The sequence below is a fragment of the Kitasatospora sp. NPDC001603 genome, from assembly GCF_040298365.1.
In the GTDB taxonomy this organism is placed as follows: Bacteria; Actinomycetota; Actinomycetes; order Streptomycetales; family Streptomycetaceae; genus Kitasatospora.
In genome coordinates, this window is record NZ_JBEPAA010000038.1 from 37,227 (window position 1) to 53,080 (window position 15,854).

The 15,854-nt window shown below is 73.0% G+C and carries 16 protein-coding genes and 2 pseudogenes; 6 read left to right on the forward strand and 12 right to left on the reverse strand.

What is annotated here, in order from left to right; translation table 11 throughout:
* The first annotated feature begins 209 nt into the window (after positions 1–209).
* A complete protein-coding gene (locus ABT263_RS23210; RefSeq protein ID WP_352292849.1) occupies positions 210–1,478 on the forward strand; it encodes an ATP-binding protein in 1,269 nt (422 codons plus the stop codon).
* Positions 1,479–1,671: 193 nt separating this feature from the next.
* Here the strand turns inward: ABT263_RS23210 and ABT263_RS23215 are convergent, their stop codons facing one another.
* Entirely contained in the window at positions 1,672–1,905 is a 234-nt protein-coding gene (locus ABT263_RS23215; RefSeq protein ID WP_352292851.1) for a hypothetical protein, read from the reverse strand.
* A gap of 69 nt (positions 1,906–1,974) precedes the next feature.
* On the opposite strand from ABT263_RS23215, the gene ABT263_RS23220 reads away from it, so the two are divergent.
* Positions 1,975–3,033, forward strand: a complete 1,059-nt coding sequence (locus ABT263_RS23220) for a HEAT repeat domain-containing protein (RefSeq protein WP_352292853.1) — start codon at positions 1,975–1,977, stop codon at positions 3,031–3,033.
* A gap of 94 nt (positions 3,034–3,127) precedes the next feature.
* Here the strand turns inward: ABT263_RS23220 and ABT263_RS23225 are convergent.
* Positions 3,128–3,391 (reverse strand): annotated as a pseudogene (locus ABT263_RS23225) (integrase core domain-containing protein); the annotation flags it as partial.
* A gap of 123 nt (positions 3,392–3,514) precedes the next feature.
* A complete protein-coding gene (locus ABT263_RS23230) occupies positions 3,515–4,798 on the reverse strand; it encodes an MFS transporter (protein WP_352292855.1) in 1,284 nt (427 codons plus the stop codon).
* A gap of 95 nt (positions 4,799–4,893) precedes the next feature.
* Here ABT263_RS23230 and ABT263_RS23235 point away from each other — a divergent pair, with 95 nt between their 5' ends.
* From ABT263_RS23235 to ABT263_RS23250, 4 genes are all read left to right on the forward strand, one after another.
* Complete coding sequence (locus ABT263_RS23235; RefSeq protein WP_352292857.1) at positions 4,894–5,346, forward strand: winged helix-turn-helix transcriptional regulator; 453 nt, start codon at positions 4,894–4,896, stop codon at positions 5,344–5,346.
* Positions 5,347–5,583: 237 nt separating this feature from the next.
* The gene (locus ABT263_RS23240; protein WP_352292859.1) at positions 5,584–5,775 is read left to right on the forward strand and encodes a hypothetical protein; all 192 of its coding nucleotides are present in this window, start codon (positions 5,584–5,586) and stop codon (positions 5,773–5,775) included.
* Positions 5,776–6,180: 405 nt separating this feature from the next.
* Positions 6,181–6,531 (forward strand): PadR family transcriptional regulator, encoded by a 351-nt coding sequence (locus tag ABT263_RS23245; RefSeq protein WP_352292861.1) that lies wholly within the window; start codon positions 6,181–6,183, stop codon positions 6,529–6,531.
* Positions 6,528–7,457 (forward strand): hypothetical protein, encoded by a 930-nt coding sequence (locus ABT263_RS23250; protein WP_352292863.1) that lies wholly within the window; start codon positions 6,528–6,530, stop codon positions 7,455–7,457. Before ABT263_RS23245 ends, ABT263_RS23250 begins: the two co-directional genes overlap by 4 nt.
* Positions 7,458–7,752: 295 nt before the next feature.
* Here ABT263_RS23250 and ABT263_RS23255 read toward each other — a convergent pair.
* The 9 genes and pseudogenes from ABT263_RS23255 to ABT263_RS23295 all read right to left on the reverse strand — a co-directional run.
* Positions 7,753–8,024: pseudogene (locus ABT263_RS23255) on the reverse strand (low molecular weight phosphatase family protein); the annotation flags it as partial.
* Between the two features lie 128 nt (positions 8,025–8,152).
* The gene (locus ABT263_RS23260; protein WP_352292865.1) at positions 8,153–8,680 is read right to left on the reverse strand and encodes a hypothetical protein; all 528 of its coding nucleotides are present in this window, start codon (positions 8,678–8,680) and stop codon (positions 8,153–8,155) included.
* Between the two features lie 468 nt (positions 8,681–9,148).
* Complete coding sequence (locus ABT263_RS23265; RefSeq protein WP_352292867.1) at positions 9,149–9,502, reverse strand: STAS domain-containing protein; 354 nt, start codon at positions 9,500–9,502, stop codon at positions 9,149–9,151.
* An 81-nt stretch (positions 9,503–9,583) separates the two neighbouring features.
* Complete coding sequence (locus ABT263_RS23270; RefSeq protein ID WP_352292869.1) at positions 9,584–11,230, reverse strand: SpoIIE family protein phosphatase; 1,647 nt, start codon at positions 11,228–11,230, stop codon at positions 9,584–9,586.
* Positions 11,227–12,981, reverse strand: coding sequence for an ATP-binding response regulator (locus ABT263_RS23275; protein ID WP_352292871.1), 1,755 nt, complete (start codon positions 12,979–12,981; stop codon positions 11,227–11,229). The genes ABT263_RS23270 and ABT263_RS23275 overlap by 4 nt, the downstream gene beginning before the upstream one ends.
* Before the next feature lie 32 nt (positions 12,982–13,013).
* Positions 13,014–14,210, reverse strand: a complete 1,197-nt coding sequence (locus ABT263_RS23280) for an ATP-binding SpoIIE family protein phosphatase (RefSeq protein WP_352292873.1) — start codon at positions 14,208–14,210, stop codon at positions 13,014–13,016.
* Positions 14,198–14,623, reverse strand: coding sequence for an anti-sigma regulatory factor (locus ABT263_RS23285; RefSeq protein ID WP_352292875.1), 426 nt, complete (start codon positions 14,621–14,623; stop codon positions 14,198–14,200). The genes ABT263_RS23280 and ABT263_RS23285 overlap by 13 nt, the downstream gene beginning before the upstream one ends.
* The gene (locus tag ABT263_RS23290) at positions 14,620–15,000 is read right to left on the reverse strand and encodes an STAS domain-containing protein (protein ID WP_329485169.1); all 381 of its coding nucleotides are present in this window, start codon (positions 14,998–15,000) and stop codon (positions 14,620–14,622) included. The genes ABT263_RS23285 and ABT263_RS23290 overlap by 4 nt, the downstream gene beginning before the upstream one ends.
* Positions 14,997–15,842 carry an STAS domain-containing protein gene (locus ABT263_RS23295; protein ID WP_502885851.1) on the reverse strand — a complete coding sequence of 282 codons (846 nt, stop codon included), beginning with the start codon at positions 15,840–15,842 and terminating at the stop codon, positions 14,997–14,999. The genes ABT263_RS23290 and ABT263_RS23295 overlap by 4 nt, the downstream gene beginning before the upstream one ends.
* Positions 15,843–15,854 lie beyond the last annotated feature (12 nt).

Genomic DNA, 15,854 nt, shown 5'->3' on the forward strand with positions numbered 1-15,854 from the left:
GCGGCCGTGGTGGCGGCGGGCGGGACTGCCGGGACCCACGCCCCGGCCGCGTCGACCGCCGTCTGAACGGCCTGGAACCACCGAGGCGGCCGGGGGCACCGGCGCCTCTCGGCCGACGCATCGCACCCGCGGCTCCGCCCTCCGGGCGAGCGGGTGGGCGGTGGACGGACGATGATGGAAGCCCGGAAGCGTGACGTTCGAGGCTCGGTATGGCGGTGTGGCACGTTCGGGAGTTCACTCCCGACGATCTCGAAGCGGTGGTGCGGCTCGACGGTGAGAGCGCCACCACGGACCGACCCGCCGTCTTCCGGCTCTCCGAGCTCGTCGCCGCGCTGCAGGCGCAGAATCCGAGCGTCGTCGCGGTGGCCGACGGACGTCTGGTGGGCGCCGCGGTGGGCCGGGTGGACGGGGACCGGGCCTGGGTGCTGCGGATCGCGCTGCACCCCGCCTGGCGGAACCTCGGGCTGGGGACGGCGCTGCTGTCCGCGCTGGAGCACCGACTGCAGGATGCCGGGGCGCGAGTCGTCGCGGCCCTGCTGCCCGAGGAGGAGACCGGCGCCGCCGCGCTGGGCAACTCCGGGTTCCGCCCTCACCGGGGGCTCACCTACTTCGAGAAACCGCGGGCGGTGAGTGGCCAGGGCACGACGGTGCTGGCCTCGCTGGGCGCGGTGGTGCCCGAGGCCCGCCTCTGGGGGCAGCTCACGGGGATGGCCGACGAGAAGCGGCTCATCGAACGGCGACTGGTGCTGCCGCTGGCCAATCCCGAACTCGCGGACGCCCACGGGGTGGAACCGCCGCGCGCGGTCGTGCTGTTCGGCCCGCCGGGCACGGGCAAGAGCACCTTCGCCAAGGCCGTGGCCGGTCGGCTCGGCTGGCCGTTCGTAGAGTTCTTCCCCTCGCGACTCGCCTCGGAGGAAGGGCTCGCCACGGGGCTCGGCCGCCGCTTCGAGGAGATGGCGCAGCTGGACCACGTGCTGGTCTTCATCGACGAGGTCGAGGAGGTCGCCGGCACCCGCAGCCTCGCCGATCCCGCGTGGGTAGGCGTGGTCAACGAGCTCCTCAAGTCGATCGTGCGGTTCCGCGACCGGGAGGGCCGGCTGCTCGTCTGCGCCACCAACTCGGTGGCCGCCCTGGACCCGGCGTTCCTGCGCCACGGCCGGTTCGACTACGTCCTGCCGGTGGGGCCGCCGGACCACGAGGCCCGCAACGCCCTCTGGGCCGGCTACACCGCCAGGACGGGCACGGCGGCCGACACGGCTGTACTGGCCGGCGCCAGCAGCGGCTTCACCCCCGCCGACATCCGGCAGGTCGCCATGGCGGTCGCCCAGGCCGTCTTCGAGCGCACCCTCGACACGGGGGAACGCACCGAACCCGGCACCGAGGACTACCTGGACGCCATCCGGCGCACCCGGCCGACCGTGACCGAGGAGATGGCCCGGGAGTTCGCCGACCAGGCGGTCCGCTACGGGCGCACCTGAGGCGGCCCGGGTCGGCGGTCGCCCTCGGTCGCTCAGCTGATCGGCCGTGACCATGTCGAGCCCGCCTCCGGTGGACGACCGACCATCCGGCCTCACACCGTGAGGTCAGCTCCAGGTTCTTCGGGACACTTCCCCGTGCGACGGGCACCGAGTGGGCCTCGATCGAGAGTCTCCCCCACTCCGGGAGTGAACCTCACCCTCCTGCCCGCGGTCCTCGTCCGTTCAGATCGGTGTTCGTGGAGACCAGCGCCCCCGCGGCCCAACCCCAGGACATGTCCTGCCGCGTCACGCCGGTGAGCGAACCGCCCGGCGTCAGCCGGTCGTAGCCCTCGGGGTGCGCCTGCACGGTGGTGTCCCCCGGGACCGGGAAGTAGGTGTGCCGCAGACCGATCCGGTCGATGACGCGGTGGGTGATCTCCTCACCCACCGGCCGGCCTGTGATCCTCTGGATGAAAATCCGGTGACCGGCACCAGGCCGTCGGGCGAGAATGCGCCCATGGACAACGGGGTGGGACCGGCAGGGCGGCTGATGACCGCGGCGCGAGTGGCGCAGGCCTCGGAGGCGGACCACGACGAGCACGCCTACTGGGCGCTGGTCTGGGAGGAGGCGCAGGAGGGGAACGGGGAGACGGCGTTGCGCTGCGGGTCGGGGTTGCTGGGCTCGACCGACGTCCTGGAGCGGAAGGTGGGCTGCAATCTGGTGGGAAGCGCGGCCGACACGCATGAGGCGCTGCGAGGCGAGGCGGCGACCGCGTTGCTGGCGCTGGCCGAGGTGGAGACGGAGAACTCTGTGCTGTCGTCCCTCGTCTGCGCCCTGGCCCGGGCGCAGGACCGGCGTGCCGTTCCCGTGCTGGTCGGGCTGTCCAGGCACGAGGACGCCGACCTGCGGCGTCTGGTCGCCTCGGAGTTCACCTCCGTCACCAGCGGACTGTCCGACGGGCCCGATGTCCGGGCGCTGATCCGGCTGACCCGGGACCAGGACCCGGAGGTCCGCCACTGGGCGGCCTTCACGTTGGGGTTCCAACTGGAGCAGGACACGGCCGCCATCCGGGACGCACTGTGGACGTGCGCCACCGACGAGTGCGGCGAGGTCCGGGAGGAGGGCGCCCGAGGGCTCGCCAGACGGCACGACCCCCGCGCTGTCCCATTGATCGCGCGACTGCTGGAAGCCGACGACTGGTCCCACTCCTTCACCCTCCACGCGGCGGAGATCCTGGGCGTCCCCGAACTCCTGCCGGCGCTGGCCGCCTGCGACCCCTCACCCGAGACCGACCGGGCCGTCGCGGCCTGCGACCCGGTACGGCGGGCCCGGCTGGAGGACGACGCGTGGACGGTCGTGACGGAGCTGGAGCGGCTGCGCCCCGGCATCGGCGCCGCGCTCAGCTCACCGCGCTACGAGTCGGTGCACGGGATGCGGCTGACCCACCGGGAGACGGCCGACGCGGGCTACGAGGTAGCCGCGCTTCTCTCCCGCGCCGACGGGGACCCGGTACGGGCGGCCGGGCTGGTGGTGGCCGACCTCACCGGTTCCACCAGGAAACGGTCCGCGGGCTGACGCGCCCTCACTCAGCACCACCACCCGTACCGTGGTGCCCGTCCCGAACCGCCGGGGCGGGCACCAATGAACCGCCCCGGGTTCGGTAGGGAGCTCAGGTGATGGCTGTGACCAGGGTTTTTGCGGTGGCCAGGTAGTAGTTGGTCTCGTACTCGACGGGCGGGACGCGGCCTATCTCGCCGTGGAGTCGGCGGTGGTCGTACCAGTCGACCCACTCGGCGGTGGCGAGCTCGACCTGCGAGAGGGTTCGCCAGGGGCGCCGGGGCTTGGTCAGCTCGGTCTTGAACAGCCCGATCGTGCTCTCCGCGAGGGCGTTGTCGTAGGCGCCGCCGACCGAGCCGATGGACGCCGCGATGCCCCGGGACCAGGAGACCCGCCAGGCGCCGGCGCCGATCTCGACGCAGGTCCGATCTCCGGGCGCGCCGCTCCCGGTGCAGCTCTACCCCTCAACTCGACGGTCAGGGGACCTCAGGGAAGTCCCTCAGCCGGTGGCGTCGGCGGTGGGCTCGGGGGTGCCCTGCCGGGTGAGCGCCCAGAGCACAAGGGCGAGACAGCTGATCACGGCGCCCAGCGTGCACACCGCGCCCCAGCCGGCCAGCGCGTAGAGGGAGGTCGCGGCGAGGGCGCCAGCGGCGCTGCCGATCGAGTAGAAGACCATGTACCCGCCGATCAGTCGACTGCCCGCCTCCGGGTGCAGCGCGTGGATCAGGGTCTGATTGGTGACGTGGACCGCCTGTACGGCGAGGTCGAGGAGGATCACGCCGACGACCAGGGCCCAGAGCGAAGTACGGATGAAGGCCAGGGGCAGCCACGAGACGGCGAGCAGTGCCAGGGCGATGCCGGTGGTCTGCCGGGAGAGCCCGCGGTCGTTCAGCCGGCCCGCCGCTGCCGCGGCCAGTGCGCCTGCGGCTCCGACCAGCCCGAACACTCCGAGCGCGGTGTGGGAAAGGGCGAGCGGGGGCTCGCTGAGCGGCAGTGCGATGCTGCTCCAAAGGGTACTGAAGGCCGCGAAGATCAGGAGCCCGAGCAGGGCCCGCACCTGCAGGGTCCGTTCCCGCGCGAACAGGGTGACCGTGGACCGCAGGAGCTGTCCGTACCGCAGCGGGGCCGGCGGGAGGGCTCGATGGCGCGGCAGCGTCCGGTGCAGAACCAGGGCGAGCAGAGCGGTAAGCGCCGCGGAGGCGAGGTAGACGGAGCGCCAGCCCGCGAGGTCGGCCAGGACACCGGATACGGAGCGGGAGAGCAGGATCCCGAGGACCACGCCGCTGGTCACCAGACCGACGACGCGTCCGCGCTGGGAAGGGGGAGCCAGCGACGCCGCGAAGGCCACCAAGGTCTGCGTGACGACCGCGAGGAGCCCCATGACGGCCATGCCCGCGAGCAGGAGCGCCGAAGTGTGGGCGGTGGCGACCGCCACCAGAGCCGCCACCAGGAGGAGCTGCTGGGCTACGACGAGCCGTCTGCGGTCGATCACGTCGCCCAGCGGCACGAGGAAGAAGAGTCCAAGGCCGTACCCGACATGCGTGAGGGTGACGACGCCGCCGACGAGCGCCGGGCTCATCGCGAGGTCGTGGCCCACGGTCACCAGGAGCGGCTGGGCGAAGTAGACGTTGGCCACCGCGGCTCCACAGGCGACGGCGAACAGGAGGACGACGCGACGGGAGAGTGCGAGCGCGGGTCCTCCTCCGCTCCGGGCTGCGGCAGCCGGTCCGGTCTTCACGGCCTCTGTGGCTTCTGGTGTCACGACCTCGCAGTCACCGGGCATTTCGGCGTCCCTCCAGCGATTGGTTTTATGTTGCCACCAATGGGGACCGTAACTTCTTTGGTACCATCTTGCAACCAGCTTGAGTGGAGGACGGCATGGTGGCACGGACACGTTTCGACGACAGCGACTGTCCCGTCGCGCGATCGGTGGACGCCATCGGCGACTGGTGGTCTCTGCTGATCGTGCGGGACGCCTTCGACGGGAGCCGTCGCTTCGGGGAGTTCCAGCGCAGCCTCGGCGTGGCGAAGAACATCCTCACCACCCGTCTGCGCGCCCTGGTAGCCGGCGGCGTCCTCGAATCCGTGCCCGCCTCGGACGGCAGCGCCTACCGCGAGTACGTACTGACCTCGAAGGGCAGATCCCTCTTCCCCGTTATCGTGGCGCTGCGGCAGTGGGGCGAGCAGAACTTCTTCGCCCCCGGCGAACCCCACTCGCAACTCGTCGACCGCTCACAGGGCCGGCCCCTTCGCCCCCTGGAAGTCCTGTCGGCGGACGGGCAGCGGCTCGAACCCGACGACACCACCGTCCACAAGGTCTCCCCCCAGTGACCCCGGAACCGGAACACCCCGACGAGCCGCAAGGACTGATCGGGGGTCAAAGGCCTCTGACGGGCTGACGCCCGGAGAGGAGTCGGGCGAGGACCGGGGCGTGGGACCGCTTGCGGGCGATTACGGGCGAGTCGGCGCACACCCCGGCGCGGGTGCCGTGGCAGCTGGCCCCGGACGAGCTCGGGTCAGGTCCAGCTGCCGTCGGATCACCGGGCGTTCGTCGACTCGTACGGTGCGATGAACCCGAACGGCGAGTGGGGCGTGCGGCCACCGACGAAGCGCTGCCACGTAGCCGGCTCTCCGGGCGGCCCGGCGGGGTGGCGCTTCGACACCGACACCGAGTTCCGGGAGCAGGTCGAGGGTGAGGAGGAGTTCTCGGACCAGGCGCACACCCCTGTGTTCGCGGCCCCGGGCGGGCTGCTGCCCTGAGGCATGAACAGCAACCACAACTACGGCCGGCCGGGCGTGCCCCGGGACTCTCGGGGCAACCGGCGGTGGCGGTGCACGGTCTGCCCCACACAGGCCGTGCACCGTCACCGGGCCCAGCCACCCAGGACCCTCGGGACCGGACACCCGCCCGTACGCCCTGCCGCTCCCCGCGCCGGCACAGGGTGCTCCCGCGAAGACGACCAGAGGTCGACCTGGTTCGCCGCGCTTCGCCCGGCAGGGCCGGGCCGCGCCCGGGCGGCCTCCTCCTCACGGCGCGCGCCCGTCGACCGTGACTTTGGCCCGGCGCCACCGGCACGAGAACACCGGGCCTCTTCGGCAACGATGTTGACGGCCGATCAGGTGACTCTTGCCATACCCTACGGTGACCGTACTATGGTGCTCGGCATGACGAAGAAACGCTCCATGCAGGAGCCAACCTTCCTCCTGCTGACCGCCCTCGCCGACCGGCCCCGGCACGGCTACGCCCTCGGCGAGGAAGTCACCGCGATCTCCGACGGCCGGGTACGGCTCGGCGCCGGCACCCTGTACGGCACCCTCGACCGGCTGCTGGCCGAAGGCCTGGTCCGGGTCGAACGGGAGGAGACCGTCGACGGACGCTCCCGCCGGATCTTCGCCCTCACCCCGGCCGGCGTCCAGGCCCTCACCGACGAGAGCGAGCGGCTGCGGGCCGCCCTGCGCGAAGCCGACCGGCGCCTGGCGACCACCCGCACCCGACTCGCCGGAGGCATGGCATGACCCCGGACCGAACCACCCCCAACGCCCGACTCCTGCGGCGCGCCCTCGCCCTCTACCCCGCCTCCTACGGCGCCCCCGAGCTGGCCGAACTCGCCGACCACGCCGAGCGCCACGTGCGCGCCGCGGGCCCGCTGGCCGGACTGCGGGAGGTCGCCGACGTGGCCGGACACGGCGCCCGGGTCCGCCTCGGCCTGACCTCCCACCGGCCGATGGGCCGGGCGCTGGCCACCGCGGCCCCGCTCGCCGCCGTCCTGGCCGGCACCTACGCGGCCTGGGCCCTCTGGTACGTCGTCCGGCTGGTCACCGACCACGGATTCGAGTGGTTCGGGCCCTCCGGCGCCCGGACGGTCGCCGTCACGGCGATGGCGTCCGTCCCGGCGGCGCTGATGGCGGCCGCGGTGCTGGCCGGACGCTGGACGACGGCGAGGGTCCTGGCCCTGGCCACCGTCCTGACCACTCCACCGCTCGCGGCCCTCTACGAGCCCGAGCTGAGCGACTCCGCGACCGTCCTGCTCACGTTCAACGCCCTCGTCCTGCTGGTCGCCCCGCCGGACCGCACGTCACGCCCGCGTACGCTCATGCCGTGGGCACTGGCCATCTCGATCACCGCCGCGGACACCACCCTGATCCTGGCCGAGAGCTACTTCGGAGCGCGGGTCCCGCACACCGGCTTCGACTTCACCGCCCCGCTGGTCGTCGGCGTCGCCATCGCCTGCACCACCCGCGCGGTGGGGCCCGCGGCCCTGGCCACGGCGGTCCTGGCCGGCCCCCCGCTGCTCTGCCCCGCACTCGTGGACGTCTACCCGGACCCCCTTCCCTTCGTCGTGCGCCCCGTGGTCCTGTTCGCAGCCGGGTACGCGGTCACGTTCCTCGCGGTACGGCTGGTGGACCGGTTCGCCCGGCGGGCCGAACCGCAGCACCCCTGACCGGTCCCGCTCCATCCCCGAGTCCCCCACCGGCGTGCGGGGGACGGCCGGTCGGACCGCGATACCCGGTCGGCCGCGCCGGCCCTCGTCAGGCACGAGGGCCGGCGCGGCCAGACTCTCCTCCAGCCGCACGACCAGCCGACGCCGACCACGGCCACCCCGGCCACCGCCTTCGCACCGAGGCCCGGTGGCGGACCTGCGGGCCGCCGGGGAGAGACCGGGGCACCGCCCGCGCCCGAGATGCCGGCCGCCGCTCGGTAGCCGGGATGGGCGTGCGTACTCGAATACCGAGCCCCGCGAGCAGGCCGCGGACGCGCCGCTCGATCCGGTCGCGGATCGGACGGACGGCGTCCACGCCCCGGCCGGGTCCTCCAGCTTCCAGTCCAGGGACCGCTTGCCGGGGAGGTAGGGACAGGCGTCGCCGCAGCCCACGGTGAGCACCACGTCCGAGGCCTGGACGGCCTCGACGGTGAGGACCTTCGGGATCCCGGCGCGGATGTCGATGCCGACCTCGTTCATGGCCTCGACCACAGCCGGGTTCACGCCGTCGGCCGGGGCCGAGTGGCGGGCGTACACCGCGACCGGCCGTCGCCGCTGTCCAGGCCCCGCTCGACCCGGCCGACCTGGTGGCGACGTCGGCAACCCCCGGTTCGCCGGGAGCGTGGCGACCGTGCCGGAGGTGCCACGATCTCCCGCTACGCCCTGGGGGTGGGCACGCCCGCCGCTGAGGGACTCTCCACCGGTGGGGGTGGTTCCGCGGGCGCGGAGCCGGCGGCGTTGACGGCGGCTGCCACGGCCTGCGCGTGTTCGCGCCTCGTGCCCAGCTTGTCACTGCCCCACATCACCGCAGGACCGATGAGGGCGGTCAGCGCGGCAGCGCTCCCCAGACCGGCGGAGAGCGAGAAGAATTCCAGCGTGTGCTGCCGGGTGTACTGCGGATTGTCCGAAGCACTCGGGTGGACGGTGAGGATGAGGCCGCTCAGGGCAAGCGCTCCAGCCGCCGCCGCGGGGAGGACGGCGAAGATCGCGGCCCACGTCTCCACGCCCCAGGACCGTCGAACTCCCCTGCGGCAGTGCTCCTTCAGCATCGCGGGCGGGGAATGCACCGGGCCGTACCCGGCGATCTCGGCCGGCCCCGGGACGACCCGGGCCGGGACGCGTCCCGCGATCCACGGGGGAACCCACCACCCCTTCCACACGTCCGGGAGATCCAGTACCGCCATCACCGGGCTGTGGAGCGCCCCAGCCACGAACGGCGGAAAGAACGCGAAGACAACCGACTCCATCCATTGCATACCCGACAGCTACCACACCGGCCAGCGGTGACCTGACCAGTCGTCACAAACAAGTAGCGTGGCACTGACCGCCCCCGCCCGCTCTCGAACCAACGGCTCCTCTGACGGGGAAATGGCGGCCGCCCCGCCCCAGCGGTCATCGCCGCTCGGCGGGGCGCAGGGTGCTGCGGCCGGGTCAGGTGCAGCAGTCGCGGCAAGGCCGGGTGCAGCGGCCGTTACGACGACGCGGCCGGTCCCGGAAGCAGGCGCGGTGACGATCGAGGGCGGGTCAGGCCTTGGTCGTCCCGGTCGGCGTTCGGTGGGCCCGGCCACCGGGTAGCCGGTCGGACGTGCCGGGTGCCGGCGGGTCTGCTCCCTGTCCTGTCGCATCAGCCGCCGGCCCCGCGGCCGCGCCGGTCAGCCGAGGGCCGCGACGGCCTGGTCCACGCTCTCGTAGAGGCCGAAGATCCGGTCGATGCCGGTGATCTGGAGGATCTGTGCCAGATCCCGGCCCGCGCCCGCGACGGCGAACGGCGCCGAGGCCGCGGTGGCCCGCTGGTAGCCGGAGATCAGCGCCGAGACCCCGATCGAGTCGCAGAACGACAGGCCCCCGACGTCCAGGACGAGTGGGACGACGGCGGTCAGCGGCAGCCCTTCCACCATCCGGCTGAGCCGCGGGGCCGTGTGGTAGTCGAGCTCGCCGGTGACGGTGAGGACCGTCGCCCCCGAGGGATGGGTGTGGACGGCCATGGCCAACGCGAAGTCGGGCACCGGAACTCCTGGAGGGACTGGGACGGGAGGCGGGGAGGCCCGTGCGGTGCGCACCGGCTCGGGTCGTCTCGTGCGGGACGGTCAGTGGATTCTCGCTGCGAGGAGGGCGATGTCGTCCGTCTTCGCCTTGCCGAAGTCGTCCAACAGCCGGTCGCACAGCTCGTCGAGTCCCTGCCGGGCGGCGGACACCGCGCTCCCGAGAGCGGCGAGACTCTCGTCGAGGTCCTCGCCGGGAACCTCCACGAGACCGTCGGTGAGCAGCAGCAACGTGGAACCGGCCGGGACGGCGTGGGTGACGGCCGGCGGGTGCGGCAGGTTCAGGCCCAGCAGGATCCCGTGCTCGGTGAGGTAGCGGGTGGAGCCGTCGGGAAGGCGCAGGAGCGGCGGCAGGTGGCCGGCGTTGGCGATGTGGACGCGCCGTCCGCCGGGTTCCACCAGCACCAGGCAGACGGTGGCGGTCATCGTCGGCCGCAGGCGGACGAGCAGCGCGTCCAGCCGCTCCAGCAGGGTCCGCGGGTCGTGCCCCTCGATCGCGTAGGCCCGCAGCGCGTGGCGGAGTTCGCCCATGACCATGGCGGCCTTGAGTGAGTGCCCGGCGACGTCGCCGATCGCCAGCAGCAGGCCGGCCGGGGTCTCGATCGCCTCGTAGAAGTCGCCGCCGATCTCCGTGTGGTCGGCGGCCGGCTTGTAGCGGACGGCGAGATCCACCCCGGCGACCTCGGGCAGCCGGTCGGGCAGGAAGGTGCGCTGCAGGGTGAGGACGAGCGCGTGCTCCTCGCTCCGGGCCCGCATGGCCTCCAGCGCCAGTGCGCAGGCCTGGCCGAGCTGGGAGAAGAGCCCGCGGTCGTCGGGGCCGGTCAGTGCGGGCGCGTCCACCACGAGTGCGACCGGCGGCCGGCCGTGCTTGGTCCGGGTCAGGAGTACCGCGACCTCCCCGGGGAGGAGTTCGGTGAGTCCGGCGTCCAGGCGGGCGGCCAGGGCGTGCCAGTCGGCGCGGGACAGGACGGCGGTCTCGGCGCCGGTCGCGTCGCCGAGTGCGTGGTCCGTGAGCCGGTCCAGGAGGCCCGCGTCCGCCGTGCTCAGTCGGGGGGCGGTGGTGGCGCCGTCCGGGGCGGGCCGGTCGACGACCGCCACGTGCAGGGCCTGCTCGTCCGGGCTGAGGGCGAGAGCGACGGCCGGGGAGGACATCAGGGTGGCCGTGCCGGCGGCCGCTCTCGACGTGAAGGCCTCGGCACCGCTCACCCCGTGGACGGCGAGCGTGGTGCGGTTGAGGATCGCCACCCGGGCGGCCAGCCGCTCGGCGCGACGGCGGGCGCGGGCGTAGCGCAGCGCCGCCGTGACGGTCGCCAGCAGCTCGGACGGCGCTATCGGCTCGGTGAGGTAGGCGTCCGCGCCGCGGTGCAGGCCCTGGGCGCGGTCGTCGACCTCGATGGCGGTGGCCGAGATGTGGATGACCGGGACGGACGCGGTCCGGGGGTCCGCCTTGATCCGTTCGCAGACCTCGAACCCGCTCATGTCCGGCAACCGGACGTCGACCACGGCGAGTTCGGGCAGGTCCTGGTCACCGGCCGCGGCGAGCAGGGCGAGGCCCTCGGTGCCGTCCGCGGCCTCCACCACCGTGTGGCCGCCGCGCACCAGCCAGCTCCGGACGAGGTAGCGGTTGATGTCGTTGTCGTCCAGGACCAGGATGGTGGCGGCCGCGCCGTCGGCGGCGGGCCCGGCGCTCACCGGACACTCCGTCCATCGGCGGCCGGCCCACCGGGGTGGTTGCCTCGGGCGGGCGCCGCGAAGGCGGCGGCCAGCTGGTGGGACCTCAAAGTGGCCTTCTCCAGGACGGCGCGGGCGTGGACCAGCCGGTCGTGCTCCAGACCGGCCGTGCTCGCGGAAGTGATCACGACGACGGGCACGGCGCGCAGCTCCGCGTCCGCCGCCAGCTGGGCCAGGACCTGGTACCCGTCCAGGTCCGGCATGTGCAGATCGAGCAGGACGGCGTCCGGGCGCTCACGCCGGATCGTCTCCACCGCCCGGCCCCCCTCGCAGACCTCGACGATCCGCTCCGCCAGCTCACCGAGCAACGGGCGCACACTCGCCCGGTACGCCTCGTCGTCGTCGACGCTGACCAGCACCGCCACGCGCTGCGGCGGCTCCTCGACGGGCGGTCCCGGGACCGGCAGCCGGACCACGACACGTGTTCCCTCGCCCGGGCTGCTGGTGAGCGTGAGGGTGCCGCCGAGGAGTCCGGTCAGGCGGCGGGCGTAGGGCAGGCCGAGGCCGGTGCCGGAACGGCCCCGCTGGTGCGCGCCGCGCACCTGGTAGAACTCCTCGAAGACGCGTTCCTGTTGTTCCTGCGGGATACCGACGCCGGTGTCCGCGACGGTGAGGACCAGTTCCTCGCCGTCCGGGCCCTCCCGCAGCGCCACGTCCAGTGTGACGGTGCCCCGTTCGGTGAACTTCAGCGCGTTGGACAGCAGGTTGCGAAGGATCCGGGTGAGCATCACCTCGTCGCTGACGAACCCCGGTACCGTCGTCGGGTCGGCGATGCTGAGCGTCACACCCTCACCGGCGCGCACGCCCAGGGTGCCCCGCAGTTCGGCGAGCAGGGCCCGCAGATCCACCCGGGCCCAGACGGGCTCCAGCCGCCCCGACTCCGCCTTCGCGACGTCCAGCAGTTCGTCCACCAGCGTCAGCAGGGTGCTCCCGGATGCCGCGATGAGCCCGATCTGTTGGCGCTGGTCCTCGTCGAGGCGGTCGGCGCCGCTCGCCAGCAGCAGTCCGGCCAGCCCGACCACGGAGTTGACGGGGGTGCGCAGTTCGTGGCTGACGTTGGCCCAGAACCTGGTCTTCGCCTCGCTCGCCTCCCGGAGCTGGCGTGACTTCTCGTCGAGTTCCGCGTAGAGGGCCACCACTCCGCGGTTGGTCTCCTCCAGCTCCTGCGACAGCTCGGAGTAGAGCGCCATCACGCCACGGTTGGTCTCCCCCAACTCCTCGTTGAGCCGCTGCAGTTCCTCGCGTTGAGCGCGGGACTCCCCCAGGGCCGCGATGAGGTCCCTGGTCTGGGCCCGGGCGTCTTCCGACGCGGAGGACCCGCCGTGTGCGCTGAGCACCTCGCGTGCCCCTTCCATCAGGCCGGCCAGTGATTCGCCGGACGTGAGGAGTGTTTGTTCGACGACCAGGTACTCGGCCGCGGGCCCCTCCCCCCGGCGGACCTGTACCAGGCGGGCGACGGCGCCGAGCGCGTCCGGGCTCGGTCCGGGGCCGCCCTGCCAGCGCATGGTGACCTGGAGCACCGCGGGGACCCCGCCTGTGACGGCGAACTCCACCGTCAGCGCGGTCGCGGTGAGCAGGTCGCGCCCCAGTTCGCTGAGCGCGGTGGCCAGCCTGACCTGGTCCTGGTTCTCGACGCCGAGCACCCCGGCGACCGACCGGCCGCAGCGCCGCAGGGCGAAGGTGTCCTGCTCGGTGGCGACCGAGATGGTCATCAGATGGACGGTGCCCGTACCGCCCGGCAAGCTCACCACGCTCCCTTCGCCACGAGCACCCCCGCGTCGTCCCGACGCACGGCCGCCTCGCGCAGCAGCTGGCCCGCGGCCACGAGCGGGATGTGTCCGAGCAACCCCGGCAGATCCGCCGGCCGCCACCGTTCGGTCAGTCCGTCCGAATGCATGATCACCGCGCTGCCGGCCGGCAGGTCCTGCTCGATCGTGCGCAGGGACGGCAGGTGGTGGCCGACGATACCGGGCGCGGAGGGCAGCGAACGCCGGCCGCCGGTCGCCGGATCGAGGACGAAGGTGCTGACGTTCCCGACGCCGCAGAACAGCATCCGTCCGGCCGACGGCCCGATCAGCACCACCGCGACCGCGCCGCCGCGGCCGGCGTTCAACGCACGGTGGATGTCCGTGAGGACGGCGTCCGGCCGGGTGGCCCGCGAGGCGTGGAAGGCGTCGACCGCCGACCGGGCGGCCCGGGCCGCCAGCGGACCGTGTCCGAGGCCGTCGCAGAACATCAGGAGCAGGGCGTCGGAATCCGGGGCGGCGCTCCTCTCCTCGCGCACCGGCGCCGTTCGCGGCGCCGCGGGGGCGTCGACACCGGCCATGGCCGCCCAGCTCAGGGGGGCGCGGGAGGCCGTGCCGCCACGCGGGGCCGGGCCGGTCCCTGGGCCGTCCCCCGGCGCCGCCAGGGACCGGGCCGCCCACGCGTCCCCGCAGGTCTCCTCGCCACTGATCGGCCTGGTCAGCCCGGCCACCACCGGTTCGCCGGCCATCCGGGCCGACGCCGCGGCCTCCCTCGTCCAGAACCTGGCCGCCAGCACGGTGCCGCGCCCGGGCAGCGAGTGCACGTCGAAGGTGTCGGCCAGCCGGGAGATCGCACCCAGCCCGATGCCCAGGGTGCTCGCGGACGACACCCCGTCGGTCAGCGCGCGCGGGACGTCCGCCATCCCGGGGCCGGCGTCGATGGTCACGAACTCCAGGCCGGCGTCCGTCGCGGTGCGGATCACCCTCAGCAGCAGGGCACCGTCCACGGCGTGGCGGCACAGGTTGGTCGCCGCCTCGCTCACCGCGAGCGCGACCTCGGCCGCCCGCTGGTCACCGAGGCCGATCCGGCGCGCCAGCGCGGCGGCGGCACCACGCGCCGCCGCCGGCATGGAACGCTCGTCCCGGAACCAGGCGACATCCTCGGTCCCCAGCAACACCGCACTCACCGGGCCCACTTGATCACCGACACCAGCGTGCCGCGGCCGACCTCGGTGTCGAGGACGAAGTCGTCGACCAGACGCCGTGCGCCGCTCAGACCCAGACCCAGCCCGCTGCCCGAGGTCCAGCCGTCGGTCAGCGCGAGGTCCACGTCGGCGATGCCCGGCCCGTTGTCCTCGAAGACCGCCGTCACGCCGAGACGGGTGTCCCGGCGGACCAGCCCGGTCCGCATCACCCCGCCCCCGCCGTAGACCAGCGTGTTGCGGGCCAGCTCGCTCGCGGCCGTCACCAGCTTCGTCTGGTCGACCAGGGAGAGCTTGCAGCGCTGGGCGAGCGAGCGGACCAACTGCCGGGCCCGCACCACGTCGTCGTTGGACCGGACCGGGATGCTCTCCTGCTCACCCTCGGGCGTGGGCGCGAGGCCGGTCACGGCCGGACCGAACGGCGGCCGTCGGCCGACCGGCCCAGCATCGCCAGGCCCTTCTCCAGGCTGAGCGCGGTGCGCACGCCCCCGAGCGAGAGCCCGAGTTCGACCAGGGTGATGGCGACGGCGGGCCGCATGCCCACCACCACGGTCTCGGCGTCCAGCATGCGGGAGATCGCGGCGGTGGTGGCGAGCATCCGGCCCACGAACGAGTCGACGATCTCCACCGCGGTGATGTCGATCACCACCCCGCTCGCACCGGTCGCCACGATCCGTGCGGCCAAGTCGTCCTGGAGGTCCAGGACGGTCTGGTCCTCCAGGTCGACCTGGATGGACACCAGCAGGACCTCGCCGATCTTCAGGACAGGTACGCGTTCGGTCACGGCCGGCCACCAGCCGTCATCGGGTCGACACCACCACGGCGCAGCGCGTGTTTGAGCGCGTCGGCGAGCGTCGCCTTCGTGACGATGTCCCCGAACTGGATGCCCAGAGCCACGATCGTCTGCGCGATCTGCGGGCGGATGCCCGAGATGGTGCACTCGGCGCCCATCAGCCGCGCGGCCACCACCGTCTTGAGCAAGTGCTGGGCGACCTCGGTGTCCACCGCCGGCACCCCGGTGATGTCGATGATCGCCTGCTCCGAACCCGTGTCCACGAGCGTCTGGAGCAGCTTCTCCATCACCACCTGGGTGCGGATCGAGTCGAGCGTGCCGACCAGCGGCACCGCCACCACACCGTCCCACAGCTTCACCACAGGGGTGGAGAGCTCCAGGAGCTGCTCCGACTGCGCGCTGATGAGCTCCTCACGGGTCCGCGCGTACACCTCCATCGTGAACAACGCCAACGCGTCCATCAACTGTGACAGTTGCAGGTAGACAGTGATGTCCTGCGCCGAACTGTCCGTCGTCGGCGCCAGGATCGCCTTGAACGCGAGGACGCTGGTCGCGGTCTCGGTGGTGGTGAAACCCTGACGGGCCCGGTTGCGCGACAGCTCGGTGAGCAGCGCGCGCACCTCCGCGAAGTCCTCGCCCTGCCAGTCGAAACCCCCCTGGCGCAGGCCCTCCACCAGGGCCGTGAACAGCTCCTGCAACTCGCGGTCGAGTTCGGCCTCACTGATCCGCCCCCGAAGCGTCCGCGACACCGCGTCCACCCAGGCCGAACCCAGCGCCTTCCGCTGCTCCGTCAAGAGCTCCACCAAACGCACCGACATTGCATTATCCGCCACTTGGGCACTCTC